Genomic DNA, 26,040 nt, shown 5'->3' on the forward strand with positions numbered 1-26,040 from the left:
AAGACCCAGAACTATTATTTGGTTCTGGGTTTTTTTTTAATTTTTTTTAATTTTAATTTAATATTAATGACACCAAATATCTTAATTTCTAGGCTTAATAAATGGCAAATAAATTTATTTAGAAGTTGTTTGCTAATTAGTGCTTTTATGTTAATTTCTTGTAGTAGCGATAGTGGCTCTACTGGAGGAAGTGGCACTAAAAGTACAACGCCAACAAATCTAGTAGTTTCAGCACTAGTAATTGGAACAAGTGTTCAAAATCCAAATGGGGATGGTAGCGGAATGGTAAATTTTAATATCAGTGCAACTAATGCAACTTCCTATAAAATTTTACTTGGTAACGGCGAGGTAAAAGAAGTTACAAATGGGGTATTCACTTATACTTATACAGCATCAGGCACTAATACTTATGTTGTATATGTATCTGCATATAATGGAGCAAATTTTATTAGCACTTCTGCCTCAATTAGCTTGTATGTTGCTCCTACCGCACTTTGGTCCGACGAATTTAATGTGGCAGGCACTCCTAATAGTAATTATTGGAGTTATGATACTGGTGCAGGTGGCTGGGGAAATAATGAAGCTCAATATTATACCAATAGGCCAGAAAACATATCAGTTTCAAATGGAACACTAAAAATAAACACCATAAAAGAAAGTTATCTTGGTAGTAATTATACTTCTGCAAGAATTATTACTAAAGGAAAATTTTCTTTTAAATATGGTACAGTAGAAATAAAGGCAAAAATGCCTATTGGAGGTGGGACTTGGCCAGCATTATGGATGTTGGGAAGCAATATTGATACTGCTCCTTGGCCGGCTTGTGGAGAAATTGACATGATGGAACACTTGGGAAATCAGCTTAATAAAATATACGGGACGCTTCATTATCCCGGTCATTATGGCGGTACAGGTGATTCATCTAATGTAACTATAACTAATGCAACTACAGAGTTTCATATTTATAAGTTAGACTGGAGAGCTGATTTTGTCAAATTTTATGTTGATAATCAGTTGTTTAAAACTTTTGTGAATTCGGCTAGTTTACCTTTCAACCAGAATTTTTTCTTGATTATAAATTCAGCAATTGGAGGGAATTTTGGTGGTACTATAGATCCAAATTTTGTTTCTTCAACTTTTGAAATTGATTATGTTAGAGTTTATAATTGATTATTTTGTTTAGTTAGTTTTTCATTATTTGCTTCTGTTTGTTAATTAACGGAAGCAATAATGGAAACAAAATTTAATTTTTAGAATGAATAATTTAAAGGTATTTTGCGTTCTCTTATTAGTATCTACTTCAATTTTTTCTTGGCTTGTAGGTCTAACAAGTCAGCTTAAAATTATAAAATTGTATTTAAAAAACATTATGTTTGTGACATTAGTCAGAATTTCATTTTGATATTTAATTGCGCAATAGAAGGAACACATAACAAATCAATAGATCCAAATTTTACCTCTTCAAATTTCAATATAAACTATGTAAGGGTATACCAAAATAAATAAAATGAAATACATCCTTTTTTTTATCGCAATATTTAACTTATTTTTTTCAAATGCACAAAATTTAAAATTAATGACTTATAACATTCGTCTTGATGTTGCAGTTGATGGAGAAAATGATTGGACACATCGCAAAGATTTTTTTACTTCACAAATACAATTTTATGAACCGGATATTTTGGGAGTTCAGGAGGCAACACCACATCAGGTTACTGATATTGCAACAGCACTTTATCAATATAGTTTCATTGGAATAGGAAGAGAAGGGATTGGAAAAGGAGAATCATCTAATATTTATTATAAAAAAGATGGTTTTAAATTATTAGAAAGCAACACTTTTTGGCTTTCAGAAACTCCGGACAAAATTTCAAAAGGTTGGGATGCTGCATGCAATAGAGTTTGTACTTATGGTTTATTTAAAGATTTAAAAACTAAAGAGACATTTTGGGTTTTCAATACCCATTTAGATCATATTGGAGAATTGGCCAGAACAAATGGAATTTTACTCATTCTTTCGAAAATAAAGGAATTGAATACAAAAAACTATACAACTATTTTTATGGGGGACTTTAATTCTGAACCTAAAGAGGAAAGAATTATAGCCCTAAATAAAGAAATGAATGATTGCAGAAAAATCTCTGAAGATAAACCTTTTGGACCATCGGGAACTTTCAACGGATTTAAGCACAATGAGGCAGTAACTGCATTGATAGATTATATTTTTATTTCTAAAAACAGTGAATTTAAAGTAAAGAAATTTGCGGTTTTAAGCGATTCAAAGGATTTAAGATATCCATCAGACCATTTGCCAGTTTATGTTAAAATAAGCTATAAATAGAATAAAAATTAACAAAATGAAAACTATAATGAAATTTTTCTTTTTAGTAATACTAACCAGTCTAGTGACAAATTGTTCTAGTTCAAATGGTGGGTCAGTGCCTACGCCAACACCAACACCACCCCCAATTTTAACTAATGAGGTTGATTTTTGGTTAACTAAAGCAGATCAATCTGTTAAGCTTCAGAAACAATCAAGTATTTTAGCCTTTGGAACAACCTATAATATTTATGCAAATATTGAAGTAGATGATTCACAGACTTTTCAAACAATAGATGGTTTTGGTTTTACTTTAACAGGAGGAAGTGCGGAGGTCATCAATCAATTAAGTACTGCCAAAAAACAGGAATTATTGCAAGAATTATTTGGTTCAGCCAGTAATTCGATCTCTATAAGCTATTTAAGAATTAGTATTGGAGCTTCAGATTTAAACAGCACTCCATTTTCTTATGATGATATCCCAACAGGACAAACGGATGTGAACCTGACCAATTTTAGTTTGACACCGGATATGACGAATTTAATACCTCTTTTGAAAGAAATTTTGGTAATAAATCCAAATATAAAAATCATGGCTACTCCTTGGTCTCCTCCGGTTTGGATGAAAGACAATAATAATTCTATAGGTGGAAGTTTGCAGCCTCAATACTATGGAGTCTATGCCCAATATTTTGTAAAATATATTCAAAAAATGAAAGCCGAAGGGATTACAATTGATGCAATTTGCCCGCAAAATGAACCTTTGAATCCAGGAAATAATCCAAGTATGATGATGGCCGCAGTTCAACAGTCAACATTCATAAAAAATAATTTAGGCCCAGTTTTCCAAACTGCGGGCATTAAAACCAAAATTATTATTTATGATCATAATTGTGACAAACCGGATTATCCATTGGCAATATTGAATGATGCTGCAGCAAATCCTTACATAGATGGTTCCGCATTTCATTTATATGGAGGAGATATAAGTGCTTTATCGACTGTTCATAATACATTTCCAAATAAAAATGTCTATTTTACAGAACAATGGACTTCATCTGACGGAAATTTTGGTGCAGATCTTAAATGGCATACAAAAAATGTAGTTATTGGGTCTATGAGAAATTGGAGCAAAGTTGCATTAGAATGGAATCTGGCTAACAATACATCATTTGGACCTCATACGCCTGGCGGTTGTACACAATGCAAAGGGGCATTAACGTTGATTAGTAGTGAGAATTTTGACAGAAATGTATCCTATTATATAATTGCCCATGCCTCAAAATTTGTTCCTACTGGTTCAGTCAGAATTGCAAGTAATTTAAGCGGGAATTTGAACAATACAGCTTTTAAGACTCCAAACGGAAAAATTGTATTAATTGTTGAAAATGATGGAATTAATACGGAATTATTCAATATAAAATATAATGGACGATGGATTACTACTTCACTAGAAGGTGGTTCTGTGGGTACTTACATATGGTAAAGTAAACAAAAAAATGAATCAAATTAAATAACAACCAAACAACCAAATTTTATGCAAACAAAAAAAAGTTCAGTAACGCTAATTGCTTTAGTAGTAGCAATGGGTGGATTTCTAATGGGTTTTGATGCCTCGGTTATTTCCGGAGTAATCAAATTTATAGAACCCGAATTTCAGCTTTCAAAAATCGAATTAGGATGGGCTGTAGCCTCCTTATCCTTATCTGCTACTGCGGCAATGATGTTTGCAGGGCCTATAAGTGACAAATATGGTAGAATTGTAGTTCTGAAATATTCCGCTTTGTTATATGCTTTTTCGGCCATTTTATCGGCTTTGGCCCCTACCTTTTTTATTTTGGTAGTTGCTCGAATGTTAGCTGGAATTGGAGTGGGAATTTCTTTAATAATAGCGCCAATGTACATTGCCGAAATCGCTCCTGCTGACAAACGGGGAAAAATGGTTTCATTCAATCAGTTGAATATCGTAATTGGACTTTCAGTAGCATTTTTTACCAATTATCTTATTGTTCATTTAGCAAGTTCGAATGCAGCTTGGGTTGATACTTTAAAAATCAGGGAATATAACTGGAGATGGATGTTGGGAATAGAATTCATTCCTGCTTTTCTCTATTTTATCTTTTTATTTTTTGTTCCTCAAAGTCCAAGGTGGCTTATTATGAAAGGAAGATTCGGTGAAGCTTTAGATATAATGAAAACCGTTGGTGACGAAAAAATTGCCGAGAAAACCGTTAGCGAAATCCAGGAAAGTATTTTATTGGATTCTGCTCCAAAAGAAAAAATATCGATTAAAGAATTGTTTGCGCCTTCAATGAAATTAGTAATGACCATTGGAATTGGAATCGCAATATTGCAACAAATTGTTGGGATCAATTGTGTATTTTTCTATGCTCCAATGATTTTTGAACAATCAGGAATTGGTACCGACGCTTCTTTTATCCAAGCTATTTTAGTAGGACTAATCAACGTGGTGTTTACCATTGTAGCAATGGCTTTAATTGATAAATTGGGAAGAAAACCTTTGTTAATTATTGGCGTAAGCGGTATTGCACTAAGTATGTTTGTGTTGGCTTATAGTTTTAATGCAGCAACTTACACCCTGACCGATACTTCTGTGGGGAAATTGCCAACCGAAATAACTGATGGCCAACTGAATTCTTTAAAAAATAAAACCTTTGAAACGGATACCGAATTTAAAAATGCTGTAGCAGCAACTATAGGAGCAACTTTGGCAAATAAATACGAATCAGAACTTATAACGGCTTCTATAAAGATGAATTCAACCTTAATTCTATTTTGTATTTTAGGTTTTGTAGCTTCTTTTGCCATTTCACTTGGACCAGTAATGTGGGTGTTATTTTCGGAACTATTCCCAAATAGAATACGAGGAGTTGCCATTTCATTTGTTGGATTTATTAATTCAGCGGTAAGTTTTTTAGTTCAACTCGTTTTCCCATGGGAATTATCAAGATTAGGAACTACTTTAACTTTTTTGATTTTCGGACTTTTTGCTTTTTTTGGATTGCTTTTGATTATAAAACTATTGCCTGAGACTAAAGGAAAATCATTAGAAGAATTAGAGGCTATTTTAGTAAAATAATTAATTGAAAAAATTAAATATGGTAATACTGTTTAGAAAATTCAAAAAGCAATTTATTTTGCCATTGGTAATGACTTTATTTTTGCCCAATTGTGCCAATACAAAAACTCAAAAAATAACAAGTAAAGATAAGAATCAAACTCCAAAAGTAATAATTGTAGAAGCAGAAGACTTTACCGAAAATTCTGGAAATGTGACATTGTTAAATAATGGATTTGTCAAAACAAGTCAAGATGGTTCTTGGCTAAATTATAGTGTAAACATTCCTGTTTCAGGAAGATACATTGTACGTCTTTTTGCAAAAAACAAAGAAGTTAAAGCTGCAAATTGTTGGATAGAAGATTACATAGGTAACAAAGAAGGTCGGAAATATAACATTACCAGAAATATGACTGTTTCAGAGAATAGTTCAAATAGTTTTGTTCAAACAGATGGTTCTCCCTTGGCTGCAATGACTCACTTAATGAAACTTCATATAGGAAAAAGTGTATTATTAATTGATAGAATTGAATTCACTTTAATACTAGAACATAAAGCTTCTCCTTTAGTAATTAAACAAAACACTACAGGAAAGGATTGGAAATTAACTTGGAGTGATGAGTTTAACGGAAAGGGATTTCCAGATCAAACAAAATGGACTTATGACATTGGAAATTGGGGTTGGGGCAATAATGAACCACAATATTATACTAAAAAAAGGCTTGAAAACGCAAGACAAGAAGGAGGAAACCTTATTATCGAAGCCAGAAAAAATGATGCTGGGAAACCTTGGACTTCGGCAAGATTAACTACTCGCGGTAAAGAAAGTTTCTTGTATGGAAAAATCGAATTTAGAGCAAAAGTCCCTGTAGGAAGAGGAACTTGGTCAGCAGCATGGCTATTAGGTGATTCATATGTAGATGAATTATCTTGGCCTTATTGTGGTGAAGTGGATGTATTAGAAAATGTGGGTTCTGAAATAGATGACAATACAGGAAATGGTAAAACACATGGTTCCGTCCATTACGAGGGGTATTATTTTAAGAAAGGAAATCAGACACCGTTTATTACAGATGTTGAAAATATGAATAGAGAATTTCATAATTATACTCTTGAATGGTTGCCATCTGGTATGACAATGTATGTTGACGGAAAAAAATATTTTGACTATCAGCTCACTGAACCAAGAAGTTTGACTTGGCCATATAATAAAATACCGCAAAATCTAATTTTAAACCTTGCAATGGGAGGGGGAATGGGCGGAGAAATAGATCCGGCATTAACATCTCAAAAATTAATTTTTGATTATGTGAGAGTTTACGAATTAAAATAAATAAATAAACCTGCAAGGTTTTTAAAATCGTACAGGAAAAAAACACTAAAATATTTCCAATAAAATGGAAATGTAAGAATTAGAAAAATTTTAAAATAAAGTTAAAATATGAAAGCAACAATTATCACATTCATTTTGCTGATCACAGCCAGTACCTTTTCTCAGCAAAAAAGCAAAACTTTGCAGAAACCTTTTTCTACAAAAAACAAAGTAATTAGTGTTTACAGTTCTGCTGACAGCACAAATTTAAGATTGACAAATACTGATAATTTGAAATTCTCTGAAATAAAACAACCTCTTGAAACCCAGACTTGTATTTTTGTAAATCCAAGCAAGACTTTCCAGACATTTTTAGGAATTGGAGGTGCAATAGCTGATGCCAGTGCCGAAGTTTTTGCAAAATTATCAAAAGCAAAACAACAAGAATTGTTGAATGCTTATTTCTCTAAAGACAAAGGGATTGGCTATACTTTAATTAGAACCAACATAAATAGTTGTGATTTTAGCAGTGATACATATACTTATGTAGATGAAGGGGATAAGGAATTGAAGACCTTCAACATTGACCATGACCGTAAATTTAAAATTCCTTTGATTAAAAAAGCTATGGAAACAGCTGGAGGGAAATTAACATTATTTGTCTCTCCTTGGAGTCCGCCGGCCTTTATGAAAGACAACCAAAACATGCTGAAAGGTGGAAAATTATTACCTGAATTCTATCAATCATGGGCAAATTATTATGTGAAATTTATAAATAGTTATCAAAAAGAAGGGATTCCGGTTTGGGGATTAACAATTCAAAACGAGCCAATGGCGACTCAAAAATGGGAATCGTGTATTTTTACAGCCGAAAACGAACGTGATTTTTTAAAGAATTATCTTGGTCCAACATTAAATAAAGCAGGGCTTGGCGATAAAAAGATTTCGGTTTGGGATCACAACAGAGATTTGTTATCTCAAAGAGCTAGTACAATTCTTGATGACCCGGAAGCCAGTAAATATGTTTGGGGAATTGGTTTTCACTGGTACGAAAACTGGAGTGGTGGTGAGCAAATGTATGAAAACGTGGGTAAAGTACACGAAATGTATCCCAACAAAAACTTACTTTTTACCGAAGGCTGCGTTGAAAGTTTTAATGCAAAAAAATACCAACTTTGGAAAAACGGAGAACGTTATGGTAAATCAATGATTAACGATTTTAATAACGGAACTGTGGGTTGGACTGATTGGAACATCCTTTTAGATGAAAATGGAGGGCCAAATCACGTAGGTAATTTCTGTTTTGCCCCAATTCATTATGACACCAATACTAGTGAATTAATTTATACACCTTCATACTATTTCATTGGACATTTTTCAAAATTTATTGATAAAAATGCTAAAAGAATCAGCAGTGTGTCAAGTCGTAGTATTTTAATGACTACCTCTTTTTTAAACCAAAATGGAAAAGTCGTTACTGTTGTAATGAATCAAAGTAGTAAAAAAGTGATTTATAATTTATGTATTGGCACAAGTGCAACAGAAGTTTCAATTTTGCCTCATGCCATTCAAACTTTAGTGTATTAATATACAGTTAATTATATATTAATTTTTCTCCTATTATTAGTCTTTTTGTTATATATAATTTAATTATGACTACAGGAAAACCAGTCGTTGAATTGATTAATGAAGGAAGATCACTCATTTTTAATTGGACTGCTGGTAATGTTGCGGCAATTCTTTAAATATGGTGGTTAAGTAGCGAAGCAGGGAATGCAATTGCCGATGTGCTTTTTCGAGAGGTGAGTCCCAGTGCAAAACTGACCATGTCTTTTCCTAGAGAAGAAGGTCAAATTCCTATTTATTACAATAAATTCAACACTGGAAGACTTTTGAAAATTATCAAAATTCCCCATTTAGATTAGCCTATATTGATTTGCCAAGTACTCCGAAATTTTCTTTTGGCTTTGGATTAAGCTGCACTACTTTTGAATATTCTGATTTGAAATCATACAAAATGTATACAATTTCCATCAATTTAGTTGAAGCATCGACAATCATGAAAAATCCTACCAGAGACGGAGTTTTATTGGCAAATTTTTGGCTATTCTATTTTTTAATAATATCATCCAAGACTGCTTTTTCAGGGTAATTAATCACTTTAAGTATGATTTCTTGATTTTTTACAGTTTTCCCTTCGATAACATAAATTTTTCCTTTTTCGAATTCGATATTGCTTTGGTCAAAATCAACATCACCGTATTTCAAAGTGTTTTTTATATCGATGGTGTCAATCCATTTTTCAGCCAATATTTGGGAGGCTTTATCCGAATAATTAAAAGGTTTATTTCTTAAGTCATTTAAAACTCTGGCATTTGGAAAATAATTACAACGGGTATCTTTTCCACTAAAAACAGCTGCCACAAAGAAAGAACCCATTATTAATCCTATTAAGTAATAGGCAAAACGGTGTACAAATTTCATATATCTAAAAAATTATTTGTTAGGGGTCATATATGGTATCGCCTTTTTAATTATTGGTGTTTGTTTGCAACAACCTTTTTTTAGTGGCGATTTCATAAATTAAATTTTTGGCAAAGGTAAAAGAAAGTTTATTTAAAACACGATTAAATTAATATCGTTGTTAGGCAAGTCAAACCAATCGCCAATGGCTTTATTGGTGAGGATTCCATGGTATAAATACACTCCATGTTTTAAACCGTTGTCGCATCGGATGGCACTTTCGATCCCGCCGTCTTCGGCAATCTGTAACAAATAGGGGGTTAGGATATTGCTAATCGAAAGGGAAGCCGTTTTGGAATATCGGGAGGGAATATTGGGAACGCAATAATGCAAAACACCACTTTTAACAAAGGTTGGTTTTTCGTGAGTAGTAACTTCTGATGTTTCAAAACAACCACCGGTGTCTATGCTGACATCGACAACTACAGCTCCTTTTTTCATATTTTCGACCATAGTTTCAGTAACAATAACCGGACAGCGTTCCTTACCACGCATGGCACCAATAGCAACATCGCATCTTCTTAATGCTTTCAATAAGGATTTGGGTTGAATGGTGGAAGTGAAAATACGCTGATTCAAATGGTTTTGCAAACGACGTAGTTTTATAATTGAATTGTCAAAGACTTTTACATTGGCACCCAGTCCAATAGCGGTTTTGGCTGCAAATTCACCCACAGTTCCGGCTCCAATAATGACCACGTCAGTAGGAGGGACGCCGGTAATGTTACCAAATAACAATCCTTTTCCAAAGGAATTGGTAATCATCAATTCGGCAGCAATTAATATCGATGCGGTTCCTGCAATTTCACTCAATGATTTCACTGCCGGATACGAGCCATCTTCATCTTTAATATATTCGAAAGCTAGTGCAGTAATTTTTTTCTTTTTTAAGGCTTCAAAATACGATTTTTTTCTTGTTTTTATCTGAATTGCCGAAATAATAATGGTTTCAGGACTAATCATCGCAATTTCGGTAAGAGTAGGAGGTTCTACTTTTAAAAGCATCGGGCAACTGAAAACTTTTTTTGTATCCTTTGTAATTTCGGCCCCTGCATCAGCATATTCTTTGTCGGAATAACTCGAACTTTCACCTGCACCGGCTTCTATCATCACGCGATGTCCCTGATAAGTTAAGGAGTTTACAGCATCTGGAGTAAGGCAAATGCGGCGTTCTTGAAAACTATTTTCTTTGGGTAAACCAATGAAAAGTTTGCTTTTGTGCCTTGCTATTTCAAGTTTTTCTTCTTGAGGCAATAACTGTTGCTTTGTAAATGGAGTTATCAACATTGTTTAGGGAAATTAGTGGTACAATTTACTGAAAAAAATCAGAATTTGGTCATTATAACAATATAAAATTACGCATTCATCAGTATTAAAAATGGAAAATTAACACTAAAGAATCCGTTCCATCTTAATATCTGCTCTTTCATAAATACCATCTTCTAAAGGAACTTCCTCAAAATCATATTTCTTGTACAAATATAATGCAGGCAATAATTTTCTGTTTGAATACAAAATGAGTTTTTTTATTCCTTTTTGTTGAGCAAATTCAATGCAATGTTCTATAAGTTTGTTGCCAATTCCTAATCCCTGAACCCCATCGGTTACAGCCATTTTACTCAGTTCGAAGGTGGTTTTGTCAATTTTTAACAGAGAAACTGTGCCTACAATTTTGTCATTGTACTTGGCATAAAAAATCATTCCCCCTTTGTCTATTATTTCGCGTTGAGGATCGGAAAGCATAAGTTCATCTTTAGCTTCGACTTTGAAATGTTTTTTTAGCCATTCAAAATTCAGCGTTTTTATTTCTTCCTTTAAATCCGGAGAAAACGGAATAATTAAAACAGTGTTATCTATATCCATAATTTTATAATTATATTAATTCTAAAAGGCGTTTGCCATCAGAAAGCAATCTAATTGAAATTGTTGAATGCAAATCCGGAATAAGATTTGGAATCTTTTCACCCCACTCAATAAAACACCAATTACCGGAATAAAGGTACTCATCTGCTCCCATATCTAAGGCTTCGATTTCATTATTCAGTCTATAGAAATCAAAATGATATATAGTCTGATTAGTAGCAGTTTGATATTCATTAACTAAAGAAAAAGTTGGACTACTCGTCACGTCATTTACGCCCATTTTTTTAGTCAAAGCTTTTATTAAAGTGGTTTTTCCAACACCCATTTCTCCATTAAAAAGTATGACTTTATTCGGATTTTGTTCTAAAATTTGCTGGGCAACTTCATTGATTTCATCTAATGAAAAAATAACTTCCATTCGTTAAAAAGTGTTAGGATTTGAGTAAATCTGCAATCTAAAATCTGTAATCTGCATTCTGAATTACTTCGGGTTAAAAATCAAAAACGGGATAATCATTTCTTCTAATGAAATTCCGCCGTGCTGATAGGTATTTTTATAATAACTTACATAATGATTGTAATTATTAATATAAGCCAAAAATAAGTCATTCTTGGCAAAAATATAAGAGCTGCTCATATTTATGGTGGGCAAACCTATGTTTTTCGGCTCTTTTACGGCATATACATCTTTCTGTTCGTAGGACAAACTGCGTCCTGTTTTGTAGCGTAAATTGAGACTTGTATTTTTATCACCAATAACTTTCGAAGGATTTTTTACGTTAATGGTTCCGTGATCGGTGGTCAGAATCAATTTAAAACCCAATTTTTGGGCTTGTTGAATGATTTCTAAAAGAGGGGAATTCTTAAACCAACTCAATGTCAGCGAGCGATACGCCTTATCATCCGAAGCAAGTTCTTTTACCACATCCATTTCAGTCTTAGCATGCGAAAGCATATCCACAAAATTGTAAACTACAGTTACCAAATCATTGTTTTTTAATGTTCTAAAGTTTTCAACCAGTTTTTTTCCTCCGGCAAGATTGGTAATTTTAAAATAATCCTGCTTGATATTCAATCCCAATCGTTTTAATTGGGCTGTCAAAAACTCGGCTTCATATAGATTTTTTCCACCTTCTTCAGGATCGTTTTTCCAGTATTGCGGAAACTGTTTCTCCATTTCAAGAGGGGTTAAACCAGAGAAAATTGCATTTCTGGCATATTGAGTCGCTGTTGGCAAAATGGCGTAATACGGCACTTCTTTTTCCAGTTTATAATGATTACCCACCACACTTTCAAAAACTTTCCATTGGTCGTAACGCAGGTTGTCAATGACCACAAACAAAATAGGCCTGTCTTTTTTTACAATTTCAGGAACTACTAATTCCCGGAATAAATTGTGTGAAAGAATTGGTTTGTCCGCTTTTGGCGCACTCGAGCCTTGGCGAACTGGCGAAGCAAACCAGTCTTCATAATTTCGTTCAATGAATTTTCCAAATTGAGAATTGGCTTCCGCCTTTTGCGATTCAAGAATTTCAATCATGCTCTGATCGTTAATGTTTTCAAGTTCCAACTCCCAAAAAACCAATTTTTTATACAATTCCACCCAGTCTTCATAGGAATTGACCATCGCCATTTCCATTGATATTTTTCGGAATTCCTTCTGGTAATCAAGCGTCGTTTTCTGCGAAATCAATCGTGAATGATCTAAATTTTTCTTCAAACTCAACAAAATCTGGTTAGGATTCACTGGTTTAATCAAATAATCGGCAATTTTGGAGCCTATGGCTTCCTCCATAATATATTCTTCCTCACTTTTAGTAATCATAATCATCGGAATCGAAGATTTTTTCTCCTTCATTTCCGAAAGTGTTTCCAAGCCACTCATTCCCGGCATATTTTCGTCTAGAAAAACAATGTCAAAATTTTCGTTTTCAAAAATATCAATCGCATCACGACCGTTATTGCAGGTAGTGACACTGTAATTTTTCTTTTCCAGAAATAAAATATGCGGTTTTAAATAGTCAATTTCATCATCGACCCAAAGTATTTTTATCTTATCCATATTTTTATAAAAAAGTATTCAAAAGTAATAAATCAATGTGCCAATTTACCTTTTTTTACTGGGAAGTTGCCAATTGTAAGATAATTTAGTATTATTTTAAGGTATTGGGTTGCCCTATGTCATTGCGAGGAACGAAGCAATCTCATTATTAGAACAACAATTGTGATTTGCTTTGCCTTTTCGAGCAAAGCTCTTAGAACTCCATCGTTGAAATGATAAATAAACCTATTAATTTAATACCCTTTTGGGCGTGTCACCGCCTCCGCAAGCTCCGGCGCTGTCGGGCTGTACGCTGTATTCCCTATTTACAAAAACTACAGCTAAAAAGCCTTGTTTTTCTAAATCGGGAGATGCCGCTTCCATCCCTCACGCAATCCAGAATTAATAAACTATTGAGTTCCCATAAAAAAGTAGCGTAAAATAGTTTAGTTTATAAAAAAATGTTTTGATAATTTGTAATAATTTTGTTATATATTTGAAAGAAATAAATCCTGACAGTTATCAGACAAAGCAACCCAATTCGGGGTATAAAAGTTTGATTTCATCAGGTTATAAAAGTTACAAGTTATAATACCAATGATATACGAATATAAAAACTTAATGATTTATTATGTTAGAAAATAGAAATTTAAATCTATACCCAATTGATTATCCTTTTGAAACTTTAATTTTAAGAACAAATACAAATCCCGCAAAATTAATACTTGATCCGGAATTTCAGCGAAAATATAAATGGGATAATGATGGGAATGAAAGAGCTTCCAAATTTATTGAATCCTGTTTAATGAGAATTCCACTTCCTGCTTGTTATTTTGCAGAAAATGAATTAGGTAATCATATTGTCATTGATGGTGTTCAACGAATTACTTCAATTAAGAGATTCTTTAATGATGAGTTTAAATTAGAAGGATTAACAATTTTTAATGAATTAGAAGGCAAATTGTTTTCGGAACTTGGAGATTATAAAACCGAATTAGAAAATACAACAATTCGTTGTATAATACTTAGAAAAGAAAATCCAAAAGAATTAATTCAAGAAATTTTTGCAAGATTGAATCAGGGTGCTGTCCAATTAACGGCACAAGAAATTAGACACGCAATATACCCTGGAAAATTAGACAATCTTTTAATTAAATTAAGTGAGAATCCTTTTATTATTTCTTTTGGTAATGGAATTTCAGGAAAAAATGTAAAAGACGGAAGAGAAACAAACGAAATGATTCTAAGATATTTTGCAATGCAAAATGACCTATCAAATTATGAAGATAAATTATCAAAATACTTAGATAAATTTATTGAGAAAAATCAAAACATCGACGATGACCAAATCGTAATTATGAGAACTGACTTTATAGAAACACTAAATAAATGTATGTTAACATTTGACAATAACCCTTTTGTAAATACTACAAAAACAAAAGAAAGACAAAGTCTAGTGTATTATGATTTACTAATGTGGAGTTTTCATAGTTTAACTACTGAGTATATTACCGCAAATAAACAAATAATAGGAGAAAAATTTAAAGAACTTTGTCAAGATGTTGATTTTAACAAAACTCTTTCTGGAGGTTTGCAACAGAAAAGTTCAATATTAAGAAGAAGAAAACTTTGGCTTGAAAAATTAGACTCAATAAATGGATAATACAATACATAAAGAATCATATATAAATCAACTTAATAAATTAATCGAAATAATTGAAACATCAAATAATCGAATGATTTCAAGTGAGCCAGATGTTTTTTTTATTGAAAACTCTAATTTTTTTACAAAATCATTTCTTGTTATTATGTGTGCATATTTAGAATCATATCTCAAAGATGCATTAATGGTAGTGATTGACGAAACAAATTTAAAATTATCTCAAAGAAATATACCTCATAATCTGATTAAATGGAGTTTGAATATTGATAAAGATTTCAAAGATTCAGATTCTAAAATTGAACCTCTAAAAATTAAAATTAAGAAAAAAGAATTAGATGATTATATATCAGGAAGTCCATTTAGAACAAGAGATTTGTTCAAAAAATTTGGAATTATTTTAAATCAAGATTCAATTTTTTTAAATCAAAAAGATCGGATAAATAATATTGTCTTGAAAAGAAATAGAATTGTTCATCACAACGATGATGCCTCAGACATCTCAAATGCTGATTTAATAGAAAACATTGAAGTACTATCTGAATACATTACTAATCTCGATAAATTAATTTGCAACCAAATCTAAAGGTTGCAAACGCTTTATTCAGTTTATACAAAGTAAGAAGGTACTCGATGCAATCGAGCACCAGATTAGGTTATAGCTGTTTTTTTGTTTATAATGTTAGTGTCAGAGAGAAAAATCTGTCAAAGATTGTTAGAATTATTGACAGACTTTAATAAAATGTGCGATTGGCTTTACATCAGAGTTAATTAATATAAAATACTTATATTCAGTACGATATATTTATTATTTTTGGTTTATAAAACAATTTTTAATTCATCTTAGCGTTAGATTTTTTCAGAAAATGATATAATTGTTGCCTAAACAGTAAGACTTACTTATCATAGTATTTAATGAGGAAAATATTTTACATATTAATTCCAATTGGAATCCTACTCTCCAGTTTCAAAAAGGGATTACCAAATCCTGAAAATAAAACCCTCGAAATTTCGTCAGTGGCTAATGTATCCACTATGGCTCCTGAAACGGAACAAAGGCTTTTGGAACGGGTAAAAATCATAAAAGAATTCATTAGCAAAAATCCCAAATACAATACAGAACTGGCTTTTTTTATTGATATGCGAGTGATGTCCGGCAAAAATAGATTCATAGTGTATAACTTGAAAAATGATTCAATTGTGGATCAAGGTCTGGTGGCACACGGCATTGGATCAGAAACGGATAACAAACCCGAATTGAAATTCAGCAACAATAACAGCTCTTTTTGTACTGCATTAGGCAAATACTCCATTGGAAGTAATTACATGGGACAATATGGTAAATCCTATAAATTATACGGTCTAGAACCAACAAACAGTAATGCTTTTGCAAGAAGTATTGTCTTGCACAAGTATCATCAGGTTCCGTATGAGGAACAAAACAGACCCATTTGTCATAGTATGGGTTGCCCAATGCTCAATGAAATTTACTATACCAGAATTGAGAAATTAATTGACAACTCCAAAAGAAATATCATTCTCGATATCTACTATTAATAAATTGCCATTACCAAAATGACTTCCCAAAATCGGTAACAAAATAGGAGTTTTACTTGTTCAAAACCCAGCAATTCAGATTTTCAAAGTAAAATTTTCATTACCCCTAAAATTCCTTATATTTGTTATCCAAAACAAAGTTATAGTGAGTGAAATCAATAAACTGAAAATATTTAATGATCCCATTTATGGGTTTATTACCATACCAAATGCCTTAATTTACGATTTAATCCAGCATCCTTATTTCCAACGGTTGCGGCGTATTTCCCAAATGGGATTGTCGTATTTAGTCTATCCCGGAGCAAATCACACCCGTTTTCACCATGCCTTGGGCTGTATGCACATTATGCAAAAAGCAGTCGATGTCCTACGTTTTAAAGGAGTTTCCATTTCACCCGAAGAAGAAAATGCCTTGTATATCGCCATTTTGTTGCACGACATTGGTCACGGACCGTTTTCGCACGCAATGGAAAGAAGCATTGTCGAAGATGTGCATCACGAAGCGATTTCGCTCTTATTTATGAACCAATTGAACGTAGAATTTGAAGGTAAATTGAGTTTGGCAATTCAGGTTTTTCAAGGGGATTATCATAGGAAATTTATGTTGCAGCTCATCTCCAGTCAACTCGATATGGACCGAATGGATTACCTGAAACGCGACAGCTTTTATTCGGGGGTGGCAGAAGGAAATGTCAATTCTGAACGATTAATCCAAATGATGAATGTAGTCGATGATGTTCTGGTCATCGAAGAAAAAGGGATTTATTCCGTTGAGAAATTCCTGATGTCCAGAAGATTGATGTATTGGCAGGCTTATTTGCACAAAACCAGTTTGGTCGCCGAGTTAATCTTGACCAAAGTTCTGAAGCGCGCCAAAGAACTGACAGAAAAAGGAATAATTTTGCATTGTAGCGAACCGTTGATGTTCTTTATGCAGCATAAAATCACGTTAGAAACTTTCGATAGCGAAAACCTTGATTTGTTCTCCCAATTAGATGATTTTGATATTATAAGTGCTTTAAAATCTTGGCAAAAGCATGACGATTTTATATTGTCCTCCTTGAGTAAAATGATAATCAACAGGGATTTATTAAAAATAAAAGTGAGCGATGAAAAAATTCCAACAGAAGATTTACATATTCTGAAAGATCGTTTTTCATTGGAAAATAACATTACTTTAGCTGAGGCTAATTATTTTATTTTTAAAGGTAAAATTAAAAATCAAGCCTACAGTAAACAAGCTGAACCTATACGAATTCTAAAAAAAGATAAAACTATTGAAGATGTTGTTGAAGCCTCTGATCAATTGAATTTGAAGTCATTGTCGAAATTTGTGACCAAATATTATATATGTTTCCCAAAACAACTTGTGTAAAAATCAATATTTAAAATCTATTTTTTATATTTTTGTCGAGATGAAACGAACCAGTACATTTTTTTTGAATATAAGCAGAACGTTAAATAAAGAGTTCCATCTTATTCCTTTAAAAAATATAATTAAATAAGATGAAATTTACAGCAGAACAAATAGCGGGTGTTTTAGACGGGGAAGTTATTGGTAATCCCAATGCCGAAGTTTATAAATTGTCTAAAATCGAAGAAGGTTCCGATGGTTCAATCACTTTTTTGGCAAACCCAAAATACTTACCTTTTATTTACACTACACAGGCTACCATAACTATAGTCAATTCAACTTTCGTTCCTGATGGTGAATTGACCACCACACTTATAAAAGTGGAGGATGCCTATATGTCTTTTACTAAATTACTCGAATTTTACGACCAGACAAGAAAAGCAAATAAAACAGGAATAGAGCAGCCTTCATTTATTTCGGAAAGTGTAAAATATGGTGCCAATTTATATTTAGGAAGCTTTAGTTACATTGGAGATAATGTGGTTTTGGGCGATAACGTAAAGATTTATCCCAATTGTTTCATTGGAGAAAATGTTGTAATAGGAAATAATGTTTCTATTTTTGCAGGCGCAAAAGTGCATTCGGAAACCATCATTGGAAACAATTGCGTGATTTATTCCGGAGCAGTAATAGGAGCAGACGGTTTTGGCTTTGCGCCAAATGAGGACGGGACTTATACAAAAATCCCTCAAATAGGAAATGTAATTATCGAAGATAATGTAGATATAGGGGCAAATACGTCTATAGATAAAGCCACAATGGGCTCTACCATTATAAGAAAAGGAGTTAAGCTGGACAATCAAATCCAGATAGGGCATAATGTCGAAATTGGTGAGAATACTGTGATTGCAGCACAAACAGGAGTGGCTGGTTCCACTAAAATTGGCAAAAACGGAATGATTGGAGGTCAGGTAGGAATTGTGGGCCATTTGACAATTGGCAATAATGTCCGAATCCAGGCGCAATCAGGTGTTAGCAGAAATATAAAGGATGATGAAGTCTTGCAGGGAAGTCCAACATTTGGTTACAATGACTTTAATAAATCATATGTTCATTTCAGAAATTTACCTAAAATCGTTACAGAAATAGAAGAATTAAAAAAACAATTATTAAACCAAAAAAATGGAAAAAATGGTTAAACAGAAGACCATCAAAGCAGAAATTTCACTAACAGGAGTTGGTTTACACACAGGAAAAGAAGTAAAGATGACTTTTAAACCTGCGCCAATTAATAATGGTTTTACTTTCGTTCGAAAAGATTTGGAGGGACAACCTATTATCGAAGCCGATGCAAATTACGTTGTAAACACACAAAGAGGTACCAATTTAGAAAAATTGGGGGTTAAAATTCAAACTCCTGAGCACGTTTTGGCAGCATTAGTGGGTTGTGATTTAGATAATGTAATCATTGAATTAGATGCTTCAGAACTTCCTATTATGGATGGTTCTTCAAAATATTTTGTTGAAGCTATAGAAAAAGCCGGAATTGAGGAACAGGAAGCAAAAAGAAAAGTATATGTAGTAAAAGAAATTATTTCATTTACTGATGAAGAAACTGGTAGCGAAATCATGATTATGCCCAGTGATAATTATTGTGTTACTGCAATGGTAGACTTTGGCACTAAAGTCTTAGGTACCCAGAATGCCACGATGAAAACAATTGCTGATTTTAAAACAGAGATTGCCGAATCAAGAACCTTTAGTTTTCTGCACGAACTGGAATCTCTTTTAGATAATGGTTTAATAAAAGGAGGCGATTTGAATAATGCTATAGTATATGTTGATAAGGAAATTTCCGAAAAAACAATGAATAGTCTAAAAGTTGCTTTTGGAAAAGACGAAATAACAGTTAAACCAAATGGTATTTTAGATAATTTAACCTTGCATTATCCAAATGAAGCCGCTAGACACAAACTTTTGGATGTGGTTGGTGATTTGTCATTAATTGGAACCAGAATACAAGGAAAAGTAATTGCAAATAAACCAGGTCATTTTGTAAACACTCAGTTTGCAAAAAAAATGGCCAAAATCATAAAAATCGAACAAAGAAATCATGTTCCTGTTTACGACTTAAATCTGGAACCGTTGATGGATATTCACAAAATTATGGCCGTGCTTCCACATAGACCGCCATTTTTATTGATAGACAGAATAATAGAAATGTCCGAAAGTCATATAGTTGGATTGAAAAATGTAACAATGAACGAAAATTTCTTTGTGGGCCATTTTCCAGGAGCACCAGTTATGCCAGGAGTTTTAATTGTAGAAGCAATGGCACAAACAGGTGGAATATTAGTATTAAGTACAGTTCCTGACCCAGAAAATTATCTAACTTATTTTATGAAAATTGACAATGTAAAATTCAAACATAAAGTATTGCCTGGTGATACCTTGATATTTAAATGCGATTTGATAACTCCAATCAGAAGAGGAATTTGTCATATGCAAGCTAATGCTTATGCCAATGGAAAATTAGTGGCTGAAGCCGAATTGATGGCACAAATTGCTAAAAAACAATAATTTAAAAGAAATATAGATGAATCAACCCTTAGCTTATGTTCATCCAGGTGCAAAAATTGCAAAAAATGTAGTTATTGAACCTTTTACAACTATTCATAATAACGTTATTATAGGTGATGGAACTTGGATAGGTTCAAACGTAACCATAATGGAAGGTGCAAGAATAGGTAAAAATTGCAATATTTTCCCTGGTGCGGTAATCTCAGCAATACCGCAAGATTTAAAGTTTGGCGGAGAAGATTCTTTGGCAATAATTGGAGACAATTGTACCATTAGAGAATGTGTAACAATCAATAGAGGAACAATAGCTTCAGGACAAACAGTTGTTGGAAATAATTGTTTAATCATGGCAGCTGCACATATTGCTCACGACTGTCACATTGGTGATAATGCCATTATAGTTAACGGAGTTCTTTTGGGAGGACATGTAACGATTGGTAAATACGCTATTATTGGAGGTTTGTCAGCAGTACATCAATTCATTAGTGTTGGGGATCATGCAATGATTTCTGGAGGTTCGCTGTTAAGAAAAGATGTACCGCCATTTACTAAAGCAGCAAAAGAGCCATTGTCATATGTAGGAATCAATTCAGTAGGATTGAGAAGAAGAGGTTTTACATCTGAAAAAATAAAAGAAATTCAAGAAATATACAGAATTTTATACCAAAAAAATTATAATGTAACACAAGCTCTTGGAATTATTGAGGGTGAAATGGAAGCAACTCCCGAAAGAGATGAAATTATTGATTTTATCAGAAATTCAACAAGAGGTGTAATGAAAGGCTATTCAGGAAATTACTAGCGTTAAGTTTGCAGTCTCGATTTTTTACAAAAAATGAAAAACAAAAAATAAAAATTATCTATTAACAATATCACTTTTCGTCTCCCTCTCCTTTGGAGAGGGTCGGGGTGAGGAAATAAACAAATAAAATGGCATCAACATCAGACATAAGAAACGGATTGTGTATAAAATACAACAATGACATCTATAAAATTATAGAATTCCTTCATGTTAAACCTGGAAAAGGACCAGCTTTTGTTAGAACAAAACTAAGAAGTTTGACTAACGGAAAAGTATTGGACAACACTTTTTCAGCAGGACATAAAATTGAAGAAGTTAGAGTTGAAAACCATAAATTCCAATATTTATATCCAGAAGGAGATGAATTTCATTTTATGAATGTGGAAACTTTCGAACAAATTTCCTTGAATAAAAACATTTTGGACTCTCCTGGATTATTGAAAGAAGGCGAGAATGTTATGGTAAGCATCAATACAGAAACTGATTTACCGCTTTCGGTAGATATGCCAGCATCTGTTATACTTGAAGTGACTTATGCAGAACCTGGGATAAAAGGGAATACGGCTACAAATGCCACAAAATCAGCTACAGTTGAAACTGGAGCGTCAGTAAATGTCCCATTATTTATCAATGAAGGCGACAAAATAAAAATCGATACTGCTTCTGGAAATTACATGGAAAGAGTTAAAGAATAGTATACAGTTGATATTTACAGTTTACAGAATGCTCAAACTGAGACTGAAAACTGGAATTTATCCAAGCGATAGCGAACTGGTGCAGCAAAACTAAAATTATGAAATTCAATATAACATATACGTTAAAGGAAATTGCAGCTATTATCAACAGCGAATTCGTTGGTGATGCAGATTTTCCTGTTTCTGGAATGAACGAAATTCACGTTGTAGAATCAGGTGATATTGTCTTTGTTGATCATCCGAAATACTATGACAAAGCATTAAACTCAGCTGCAACAACCATTTTGATTAACAAAAATGTAGATTGCCCTGAAGGAAAAGCATTATTAATTTCAGACGATCCTTTTAGGGATTTCAATACCTTAACAAATCATTTCAAACCTTTTCAGTTTTCTAATGTTGCTATTTCGGCTTCCGCCAAAATTGGAACAGGAACAATAATCCAACCGAATTCATTTATTGGAAACCATGTAGTTATTGGGAAAAATTGCTTGATTCATTCAAATGTTTCCATTTACGACCACACAGTAATTGGCGATAATGTGATTATACATGCAGGAACTATTCTTGGTGCAGATGCTTTTTATTATAAAAAACGTCCTGAAGGTTACGACCAATTAATTTCGGGAGGAAAAGTGGTAATTAAAGATAATGTCGGAATCGGAGCACTTTGTACCATTGACAAAGGAGTTACCGGCGATACAACCATTGGAGAAGGAACAAAAATTGACAACCAAGTTCATGTTGGACACGATACTGTCATTGGGAAAAAATGTTTAATTGCTTCGCAAACAGGAATTGCAGGTTGTGTAATAATAAAAGATGAAGTCACGATTTGGGGTCAAGTAGGAACCGCAAGTGGAATAACAATAGGCGAAAAGGCAGTGATTTTAGGGCAAACTGGGGTTACAAAATCAGTGGAGGGCGGTAAAACCTATTTTGGCACTCCAATAGAAGAATCTCGTGAAAAATTGAAACAGCTTGCCAATATTAAAAAAATACCAGAAATACTTCAAAAATTAAAAGATCTATTATGAAGCCAAAAGATATTGTTTTAGATTACTATAAATCTGATGTTCTCTTGGATAGGAAAACTGTTGGTGAGTTATTGCATCCAGAAGTTACAATGGATTGGAATAGTAGCCAAGGTTTCATTCAAATGAATTACGATGATTTTTTATCACTTACGGATCAATTAGCAAAAGCCTATATTCGTTCTAAAATTAGAATTAGTCACATTCTTCAGGAAAAGAATTTGGTTTCTTTACGTTTTTCCCACTTCGTAAAAACGATTGAAAATCCACGAGAAGAAATGCTGATGGGTAATTTTTTTGTGATTTGGGAATTAAAAGACGGTAAACTATTCAGAGGTTATCAAATGAGTCATTTTTCTTAATTAAAACTTTCAAATATCACCTACAAAACCTTACTTTTGCACAACAATTAAAGAAACTACATAAAAAATATATCATGAGTGTTTTAGTTAATAAAGATTCCAAAATAATTGTTCAAGGATTTACAGGAAGTGAAGGAACATTCCACGCTTCTCAAATGATTGAATACGGTACTAATGTTGTTGGTGGTGTAACTCCCGGAAAAGGAGGATCAACCCATTTAGACCGTCCGGTTTTCAATACAGTTAAAGACGCTGTAGATCAAGTTGGAGCCGATACTACAATTATTTTTGTACCACCTGCTTTTGCTGCAGATGCAATTATGGAAGCTGCTGATGCCGGTATTAAAGTGATTATTGCCATTACAGAAGGAATTCCGGTGGCTGACATGATTAAAGCTAATAATTATATTAAAAGCAGAAATTGTAGATTAATAGGTCCAAACTGTCCCGGAGTAATTACTCCAGGTGAAGCAAAAGTAGGTATTATGCCAGGTTTTGTATTCAAAAAAGGAACTGTTGGTATCGTTTCAAAATCTGGAACCTTGACTTATGAAGCCGCTGACCAAGTAGTAAAACAAGGATTAGGAATCACTACCGCAATTGGAATTGGTGGGGATCCAATTATTGGAACAACTACAAAAGAGGCTATTGAATTATTTATGAATGATCCCGAAACCGAATGTATTGTTATGATTGGTGAAATTGGAGGTCAATTAGAAGCTGATGCTGCTAAATGGATTAAAGCTGATGGAAACCGTAAACCAGTAATTGGATTTATTGCTGGAGAAACTGCTCCAAAAGGAAGAACAATGGGTCACGCAGGAGCTATAGTTGGTGGAGCTGATGATACAGCTGAAGCCAAAAAACGTATTATGAGAGAATGTGGAATTCACGTGGTAGATTCTCCTGCAGAAATTGGAAAAAAAGTAAAAGAAGTTTTAGGATAATCTAAAACACACGATAAAATCTAATACCTCACGGTTTTCGTGGGGTATTTTATTTAATAATAATAGAAAATAAAATGTATAAAGAATTAAAAAAATTTAAAGTCAATAATCAGTTTAGTTTTTCGACTGACAATAGTTTAGAAGAAGTTTGTAACGCAACAGAAACAGGAAGCGGAATTTTTCTTGTCTATACAGTTGATGAAGAGGTTAAAGAATTGATTATGGTTGGCTCTACCGGAACGATTCAAAATGACGGAACTCTAAAAAGTAAAAATGGAGGCTTATTCGACAAAATTGTAAACGGACACCAATTTGCGAAAACCGGAAGAAAATATTCTTGGCCGGCACAAATGAAAATCGAAAAAATAGAAAGATTGGAAGTGTATTGGTACGAAACTTTCAACGATAAAAATAAAGTAATACCTACTTTCGTTGAAGGACAAATTTTACAAAATTTCTTAGATGAAAATGGAAGATTACCAAGATGGAATGTTGCTTTTTAAGGATTCTTATAAAATAATTTGAAAGCCTCACTCTTTGTGAGGTTTTTTTATAATTAAAATGGACTCGACCATTTTGCATCAACATATACATTAGTTCCTGAAAGGGTTTTTAGAAATGCAATTAGGGCATTTACTTCGGGAGCAGTAAGATTTAATTGTTGTCCAAAACCGTTTGGGGTTAATCTTGGATCAAGATTCGTGTTTCCTGGAGCTAGATTAATTTTTCCATAATGACCAATTACAGTTTGTAAAGTTGCTAGATTTCCAGTGTGCATCATTGGACCATTTGTTGTTCCATCGAGCTTAACCAAATTCCGTAAAGAGGGAGCTCTTGTATTTGTAATGTCAATTCCAAGAGCATTTAGAACTCCAATTATTTCGTTATTTTTTGTGTTGGGATCGATATCAAATTCGGGGGCGGCGTGACAAGCAGCACAACCAACTCCTCCTGCTGTTCTTGAACCAGAAGTATCAAAAACTGGCGGTGTAAGAAATAGATTTTTACCTTGATTTTCTTGAGCAGTAAAATTAGTAAAGGGCTGGTTATCATTAGTGACTAAAGTTCTTCCCACATCATATTTTGAATCGAATGATTGAATGCTTCGTACAAATTGAGCCAAAGCCAATTGGATTTTATTTTCAGTTATTTCCTCAGAACCAAAAGCATATTTGAACAATTCTTTATAATAACCAATACTTTGAAGTTTAGTAATTAGCGTTGAAATGTTTCCATCTCCACTTGTTCCGCTAAATCCCATTTCGGTTTGATTTTGAATAGGTTGAGTGGTTTGAATTTCTAAAGTTGAGGCTCTTTCGTCCCAAAAGAATTTGTTTTCTACTGAAAATCTTGAATTTGCCAATCGCATAGAATGTCTTGTAGTAGTTCCATTTACACCATCACTGGCAACTGCAACATCTCCAAAAGCATTAGCTTGGATATGGCAAGATGAGCAAGAAATAGTATTATTTGACGATAAATTGGTGTCATAAAATAAAACTCTTCCCAGAGTTGCTCCTTTATCTGTAATTGGATTTCCAGCAGTATTATCTTTTGTAATATAAGTTGGTTTTCCTTGGTTTGCATAATTCCTTGGATTATTCAAGTCAATTTTACCTGCAAATTTTGCAATTACATTTGGATATAAATCGGTCGCTACGGAATCATTACCATTAGTGCAGGATAATATAACTAATACAAAGGCTAATAATAAAAGTGAAGTGGTGTTTTTCATAAATAAATCAAGGGTTAAAGATTGATTGTTTTTCAATTATTAAAAATAACTAATTTATGAACCCGTTGGGTGTAATTAGTTTTTAATAATAATTTATCGTCAGTTCGAGTGATTTTTGATAGAAAATCGTATCGGAAACAAAACAAATTTTATTAAAAACGGTTCTCGATACATTT

26 protein-coding genes are annotated in these 26,040 nt (G+C 33.1%); 19 read left to right on the plus strand and 7 right to left on the minus strand.

Going from position 1 to position 26,040, the window contains the following annotated elements:
- Positions 1-66 precede the first annotated feature (66 nt).
- From IR213_RS08320 to IR213_RS16295, 7 genes are all read left to right on the plus strand, one after another.
- A complete protein-coding gene (locus IR213_RS08320) occupies positions 67-1,170 on the plus strand; it encodes a glycoside hydrolase family 16 protein (RefSeq protein ID WP_194311847.1) in 1,104 nt (367 codons plus the stop codon).
- A 337-nt stretch (positions 1,171-1,507) separates the two neighbouring features.
- Positions 1,508-2,341, plus strand: coding sequence for an endonuclease/exonuclease/phosphatase family protein (locus IR213_RS08325; protein ID WP_194311848.1), 834 nt, complete (start codon positions 1,508-1,510; stop codon positions 2,339-2,341).
- A 16-nt stretch (positions 2,342-2,357) separates the two neighbouring features.
- Complete coding sequence (locus tag IR213_RS08330) at positions 2,358-3,806, plus strand: glycoside hydrolase family 30 protein (RefSeq protein ID WP_228479131.1); 1,449 nt, start codon at positions 2,358-2,360, stop codon at positions 3,804-3,806.
- A gap of 51 nt (positions 3,807-3,857) precedes the next feature.
- Positions 3,858-5,420 (plus strand): sugar porter family MFS transporter, encoded by a 1,563-nt coding sequence (locus IR213_RS08335; protein WP_194311849.1) that lies wholly within the window; start codon positions 3,858-3,860, stop codon positions 5,418-5,420.
- A gap of 19 nt (positions 5,421-5,439) precedes the next feature.
- Positions 5,440-6,732: a family 16 glycosylhydrolase gene (locus IR213_RS08340; protein ID WP_194311850.1), complete on the plus strand. Its 1,293-nt coding sequence runs from the start codon at positions 5,440-5,442 to the stop codon at positions 6,730-6,732.
- A 108-nt stretch (positions 6,733-6,840) separates the two neighbouring features.
- Positions 6,841-8,298 carry a glycoside hydrolase family 30 protein gene (locus IR213_RS08345; RefSeq protein ID WP_194311851.1) on the plus strand — a complete coding sequence of 486 codons (1,458 nt, stop codon included), beginning with the start codon at positions 6,841-6,843 and terminating at the stop codon, positions 8,296-8,298.
- Positions 8,299-8,513: 215 nt separating this feature from the next.
- Positions 8,514-8,636, plus strand: a complete 123-nt coding sequence (locus IR213_RS16295; protein ID WP_317173139.1) for a hypothetical protein — start codon at positions 8,514-8,516, stop codon at positions 8,634-8,636.
- Positions 8,637-8,820: 184 nt separating this feature from the next.
- Here IR213_RS16295 and IR213_RS08355 read toward each other — a convergent pair whose 3' ends face one another.
- From IR213_RS08355 to IR213_RS16470, 6 genes are all read right to left on the minus strand, one after another.
- Positions 8,821-9,195 (minus strand): DUF4258 domain-containing protein, encoded by a 375-nt coding sequence (locus tag IR213_RS08355; RefSeq protein WP_194311852.1) that lies wholly within the window; start codon positions 9,193-9,195, stop codon positions 8,821-8,823.
- A 132-nt stretch (positions 9,196-9,327) separates the two neighbouring features.
- Positions 9,328-10,521 (minus strand): alanine dehydrogenase, encoded by a 1,194-nt coding sequence (locus IR213_RS08360; RefSeq protein ID WP_194311853.1) that lies wholly within the window; start codon positions 10,519-10,521, stop codon positions 9,328-9,330.
- A gap of 105 nt (positions 10,522-10,626) precedes the next feature.
- A complete protein-coding gene (locus IR213_RS08365) occupies positions 10,627-11,097 on the minus strand; it encodes a GNAT family N-acetyltransferase (protein WP_194311854.1) in 471 nt (156 codons plus the stop codon).
- Between the two features lie 10 nt (positions 11,098-11,107).
- Complete coding sequence (gene tsaE / locus IR213_RS08370; RefSeq protein WP_194311855.1) at positions 11,108-11,515, minus strand: tRNA (adenosine(37)-N6)-threonylcarbamoyltransferase complex ATPase subunit type 1 TsaE; 408 nt, start codon at positions 11,513-11,515, stop codon at positions 11,108-11,110.
- A gap of 63 nt (positions 11,516-11,578) precedes the next feature.
- The gene (porX, locus tag IR213_RS08375) at positions 11,579-13,159 is read right to left on the minus strand and encodes a T9SS response regulator signal transducer PorX (protein ID WP_194311856.1); all 1,581 of its coding nucleotides are present in this window, start codon (positions 13,157-13,159) and stop codon (positions 11,579-11,581) included.
- Positions 13,160-13,387: 228 nt separating this feature from the next.
- Positions 13,388-13,522 (minus strand): hypothetical protein, encoded by a 135-nt coding sequence (locus IR213_RS16470; RefSeq protein ID WP_262892064.1) that lies wholly within the window; start codon positions 13,520-13,522, stop codon positions 13,388-13,390.
- Positions 13,523-13,769: 247 nt separating this feature from the next.
- On the opposite strand from IR213_RS16470, the gene IR213_RS08380 reads away from it, so the two are divergent.
- The 12 genes from IR213_RS08380 to IR213_RS08435 all read left to right on the plus strand — a co-directional run bounded on the left by IR213_RS08380 (position 13,770) and on the right by IR213_RS08435 (position 24,632).
- Positions 13,770-14,801 carry a DUF262 domain-containing protein gene (locus IR213_RS08380; RefSeq protein WP_194311857.1) on the plus strand — a complete coding sequence of 344 codons (1,032 nt, stop codon included), beginning with the start codon at positions 13,770-13,772 and terminating at the stop codon, positions 14,799-14,801.
- Positions 14,794-15,384 carry a HEPN domain-containing protein gene (locus IR213_RS08385; RefSeq protein ID WP_194311858.1) on the plus strand — a complete coding sequence of 197 codons (591 nt, stop codon included), beginning with the start codon at positions 14,794-14,796 and terminating at the stop codon, positions 15,382-15,384. Before IR213_RS08380 ends, IR213_RS08385 begins: the two co-directional genes overlap by 8 nt.
- Positions 15,385-15,713: 329 nt before the next feature.
- A complete protein-coding gene (locus tag IR213_RS08390; RefSeq protein ID WP_194311859.1) occupies positions 15,714-16,355 on the plus strand; it encodes a murein L,D-transpeptidase catalytic domain-containing protein in 642 nt (213 codons plus the stop codon).
- A 145-nt stretch (positions 16,356-16,500) separates the two neighbouring features.
- Positions 16,501-17,730, plus strand: coding sequence for an HD domain-containing protein (locus IR213_RS08395; protein WP_194311860.1), 1,230 nt, complete (start codon positions 16,501-16,503; stop codon positions 17,728-17,730).
- 131 nt (positions 17,731-17,861) lie between these two features.
- Positions 17,862-18,908, plus strand: coding sequence for a UDP-3-O-(3-hydroxymyristoyl)glucosamine N-acyltransferase (gene lpxD, locus IR213_RS08400; RefSeq protein WP_194311861.1), 1,047 nt, complete (start codon positions 17,862-17,864; stop codon positions 18,906-18,908).
- The gene (locus IR213_RS08405) at positions 18,901-20,289 is read left to right on the plus strand and encodes a bifunctional UDP-3-O-[3-hydroxymyristoyl] N-acetylglucosamine deacetylase/3-hydroxyacyl-ACP dehydratase (protein WP_194311862.1); all 1,389 of its coding nucleotides are present in this window, start codon (positions 18,901-18,903) and stop codon (positions 20,287-20,289) included. The genes lpxD and IR213_RS08405 overlap by 8 nt, the downstream gene beginning before the upstream one ends.
- 16 nt (positions 20,290-20,305) lie before the next feature.
- On the plus strand, positions 20,306-21,091 hold the full coding sequence (gene lpxA / locus IR213_RS08410) for an acyl-ACP--UDP-N-acetylglucosamine O-acyltransferase (RefSeq protein WP_194311863.1): 786 nt from the start codon (positions 20,306-20,308) through the stop codon (positions 21,089-21,091).
- Positions 21,092-21,219: 128 nt separating this feature from the next.
- A complete protein-coding gene (gene efp / locus IR213_RS08415; protein ID WP_194311864.1) occupies positions 21,220-21,786 on the plus strand; it encodes an elongation factor P in 567 nt (188 codons plus the stop codon).
- Between the two features lie 98 nt (positions 21,787-21,884).
- Complete coding sequence (locus tag IR213_RS08420) at positions 21,885-22,823, plus strand: UDP-3-O-(3-hydroxymyristoyl)glucosamine N-acyltransferase (protein WP_194311865.1); 939 nt, start codon at positions 21,885-21,887, stop codon at positions 22,821-22,823.
- Entirely contained in the window at positions 22,820-23,182 is a 363-nt protein-coding gene (locus tag IR213_RS08425; protein WP_194311866.1) for a nuclear transport factor 2 family protein, read from the plus strand. Before IR213_RS08420 ends, IR213_RS08425 begins: the two co-directional genes overlap by 4 nt.
- A 74-nt stretch (positions 23,183-23,256) precedes the next feature.
- Complete coding sequence (gene sucD, locus IR213_RS08430) at positions 23,257-24,129, plus strand: succinate--CoA ligase subunit alpha (RefSeq protein ID WP_194311867.1); 873 nt, start codon at positions 23,257-23,259, stop codon at positions 24,127-24,129.
- A 74-nt stretch (positions 24,130-24,203) separates the two neighbouring features.
- Positions 24,204-24,632, plus strand: coding sequence for a hypothetical protein (locus IR213_RS08435; protein WP_194311868.1), 429 nt, complete (start codon positions 24,204-24,206; stop codon positions 24,630-24,632).
- A 53-nt stretch (positions 24,633-24,685) separates the two neighbouring features.
- Here the strand turns inward: IR213_RS08435 and IR213_RS08440 are convergent, their stop codons facing one another.
- Positions 24,686-25,900, minus strand: coding sequence for a cytochrome-c peroxidase (locus IR213_RS08440; RefSeq protein WP_228479133.1), 1,215 nt, complete (start codon positions 25,898-25,900; stop codon positions 24,686-24,688).
- Positions 25,901-26,040 lie beyond the last annotated feature (140 nt).

It is taken from the genome of Flavobacterium soyangense (assembly GCF_015277675.1).
Classification (GTDB): domain Bacteria; phylum Bacteroidota; class Bacteroidia; order Flavobacteriales; family Flavobacteriaceae; genus Flavobacterium; species Flavobacterium soyangense.

Excerpts from the sequence above, each read along its gene's own strand:
- IR213_RS08420 (WP_194311865.1), top strand. The coding sequence starts at position 21,885 with ATGAAATTCAATATAACATATACGTTAAAGGAAATTGCAGCTATTATC.
- IR213_RS08435 (WP_194311868.1), top strand. The coding sequence starts at position 24,204 with ATGTATAAAGAATTAAAAAAATTTAAAGTCAATAATCAGTTTAGTTTT.
- lpxD (WP_194311861.1), top strand. The coding sequence starts at position 17,862 with ATGAAATTTACAGCAGAACAAATAGCGGGTGTTTTAGACGGGGAAGTT.
- IR213_RS08340 (WP_194311850.1), top strand. The coding sequence starts at position 5,440 with ATGGTAATACTGTTTAGAAAATTCAAAAAGCAATTTATTTTGCCATTG.
- IR213_RS08320 (WP_194311847.1), top strand. The coding sequence starts at position 67 with ATGACACCAAATATCTTAATTTCTAGGCTTAATAAATGGCAAATAAAT.
- lpxA (WP_194311863.1), top strand. The coding sequence starts at position 20,306 with ATGAATCAACCCTTAGCTTATGTTCATCCAGGTGCAAAAATTGCAAAA.
- tsaE (WP_194311855.1), bottom strand. The coding sequence starts at position 11,515 with ATGGAAGTTATTTTTTCATTAGATGAAATCAATGAAGTTGCCCAGCAA.
- IR213_RS08355 (WP_194311852.1), bottom strand. The coding sequence starts at position 9,195 with ATGAAATTTGTACACCGTTTTGCCTATTACTTAATAGGATTAATAATG.
- IR213_RS08330 (WP_228479131.1), top strand. The coding sequence starts at position 2,358 with ATGAAAACTATAATGAAATTTTTCTTTTTAGTAATACTAACCAGTCTA.
- porX (WP_194311856.1), bottom strand. The coding sequence starts at position 13,159 with ATGGATAAGATAAAAATACTTTGGGTCGATGATGAAATTGACTATTTA.
- IR213_RS08360 (WP_194311853.1), bottom strand. The coding sequence starts at position 10,521 with ATGTTGATAACTCCATTTACAAAGCAACAGTTATTGCCTCAAGAAGAA.
- IR213_RS08425 (WP_194311866.1), top strand. The coding sequence starts at position 22,820 with ATGAAGCCAAAAGATATTGTTTTAGATTACTATAAATCTGATGTTCTC.
- IR213_RS08365 (WP_194311854.1), bottom strand. The coding sequence starts at position 11,097 with ATGGATATAGATAACACTGTTTTAATTATTCCGTTTTCTCCGGATTTA.
- efp (WP_194311864.1), top strand. The coding sequence starts at position 21,220 with ATGGCATCAACATCAGACATAAGAAACGGATTGTGTATAAAATACAAC.
- IR213_RS08345 (WP_194311851.1), top strand. The coding sequence starts at position 6,841 with ATGAAAGCAACAATTATCACATTCATTTTGCTGATCACAGCCAGTACC.
- IR213_RS08335 (WP_194311849.1), top strand. The coding sequence starts at position 3,858 with ATGCAAACAAAAAAAAGTTCAGTAACGCTAATTGCTTTAGTAGTAGCA.
- IR213_RS08380 (WP_194311857.1), top strand. The coding sequence starts at position 13,770 with ATGTTAGAAAATAGAAATTTAAATCTATACCCAATTGATTATCCTTTT.
- sucD (WP_194311867.1), top strand. The coding sequence starts at position 23,257 with ATGAGTGTTTTAGTTAATAAAGATTCCAAAATAATTGTTCAAGGATTT.
- IR213_RS08325 (WP_194311848.1), top strand. The coding sequence starts at position 1,508 with ATGAAATACATCCTTTTTTTTATCGCAATATTTAACTTATTTTTTTCA.
- IR213_RS16470 (WP_262892064.1), bottom strand. The coding sequence starts at position 13,522 with ATGGAAGCGGCATCTCCCGATTTAGAAAAACAAGGCTTTTTAGCTGTA.
- IR213_RS08405 (WP_194311862.1), top strand. The coding sequence starts at position 18,901 with ATGGTTAAACAGAAGACCATCAAAGCAGAAATTTCACTAACAGGAGTT.
- IR213_RS08385 (WP_194311858.1), top strand. The coding sequence starts at position 14,794 with ATGGATAATACAATACATAAAGAATCATATATAAATCAACTTAATAAA.
- IR213_RS08390 (WP_194311859.1), top strand. The coding sequence starts at position 15,714 with ATGAGGAAAATATTTTACATATTAATTCCAATTGGAATCCTACTCTCC.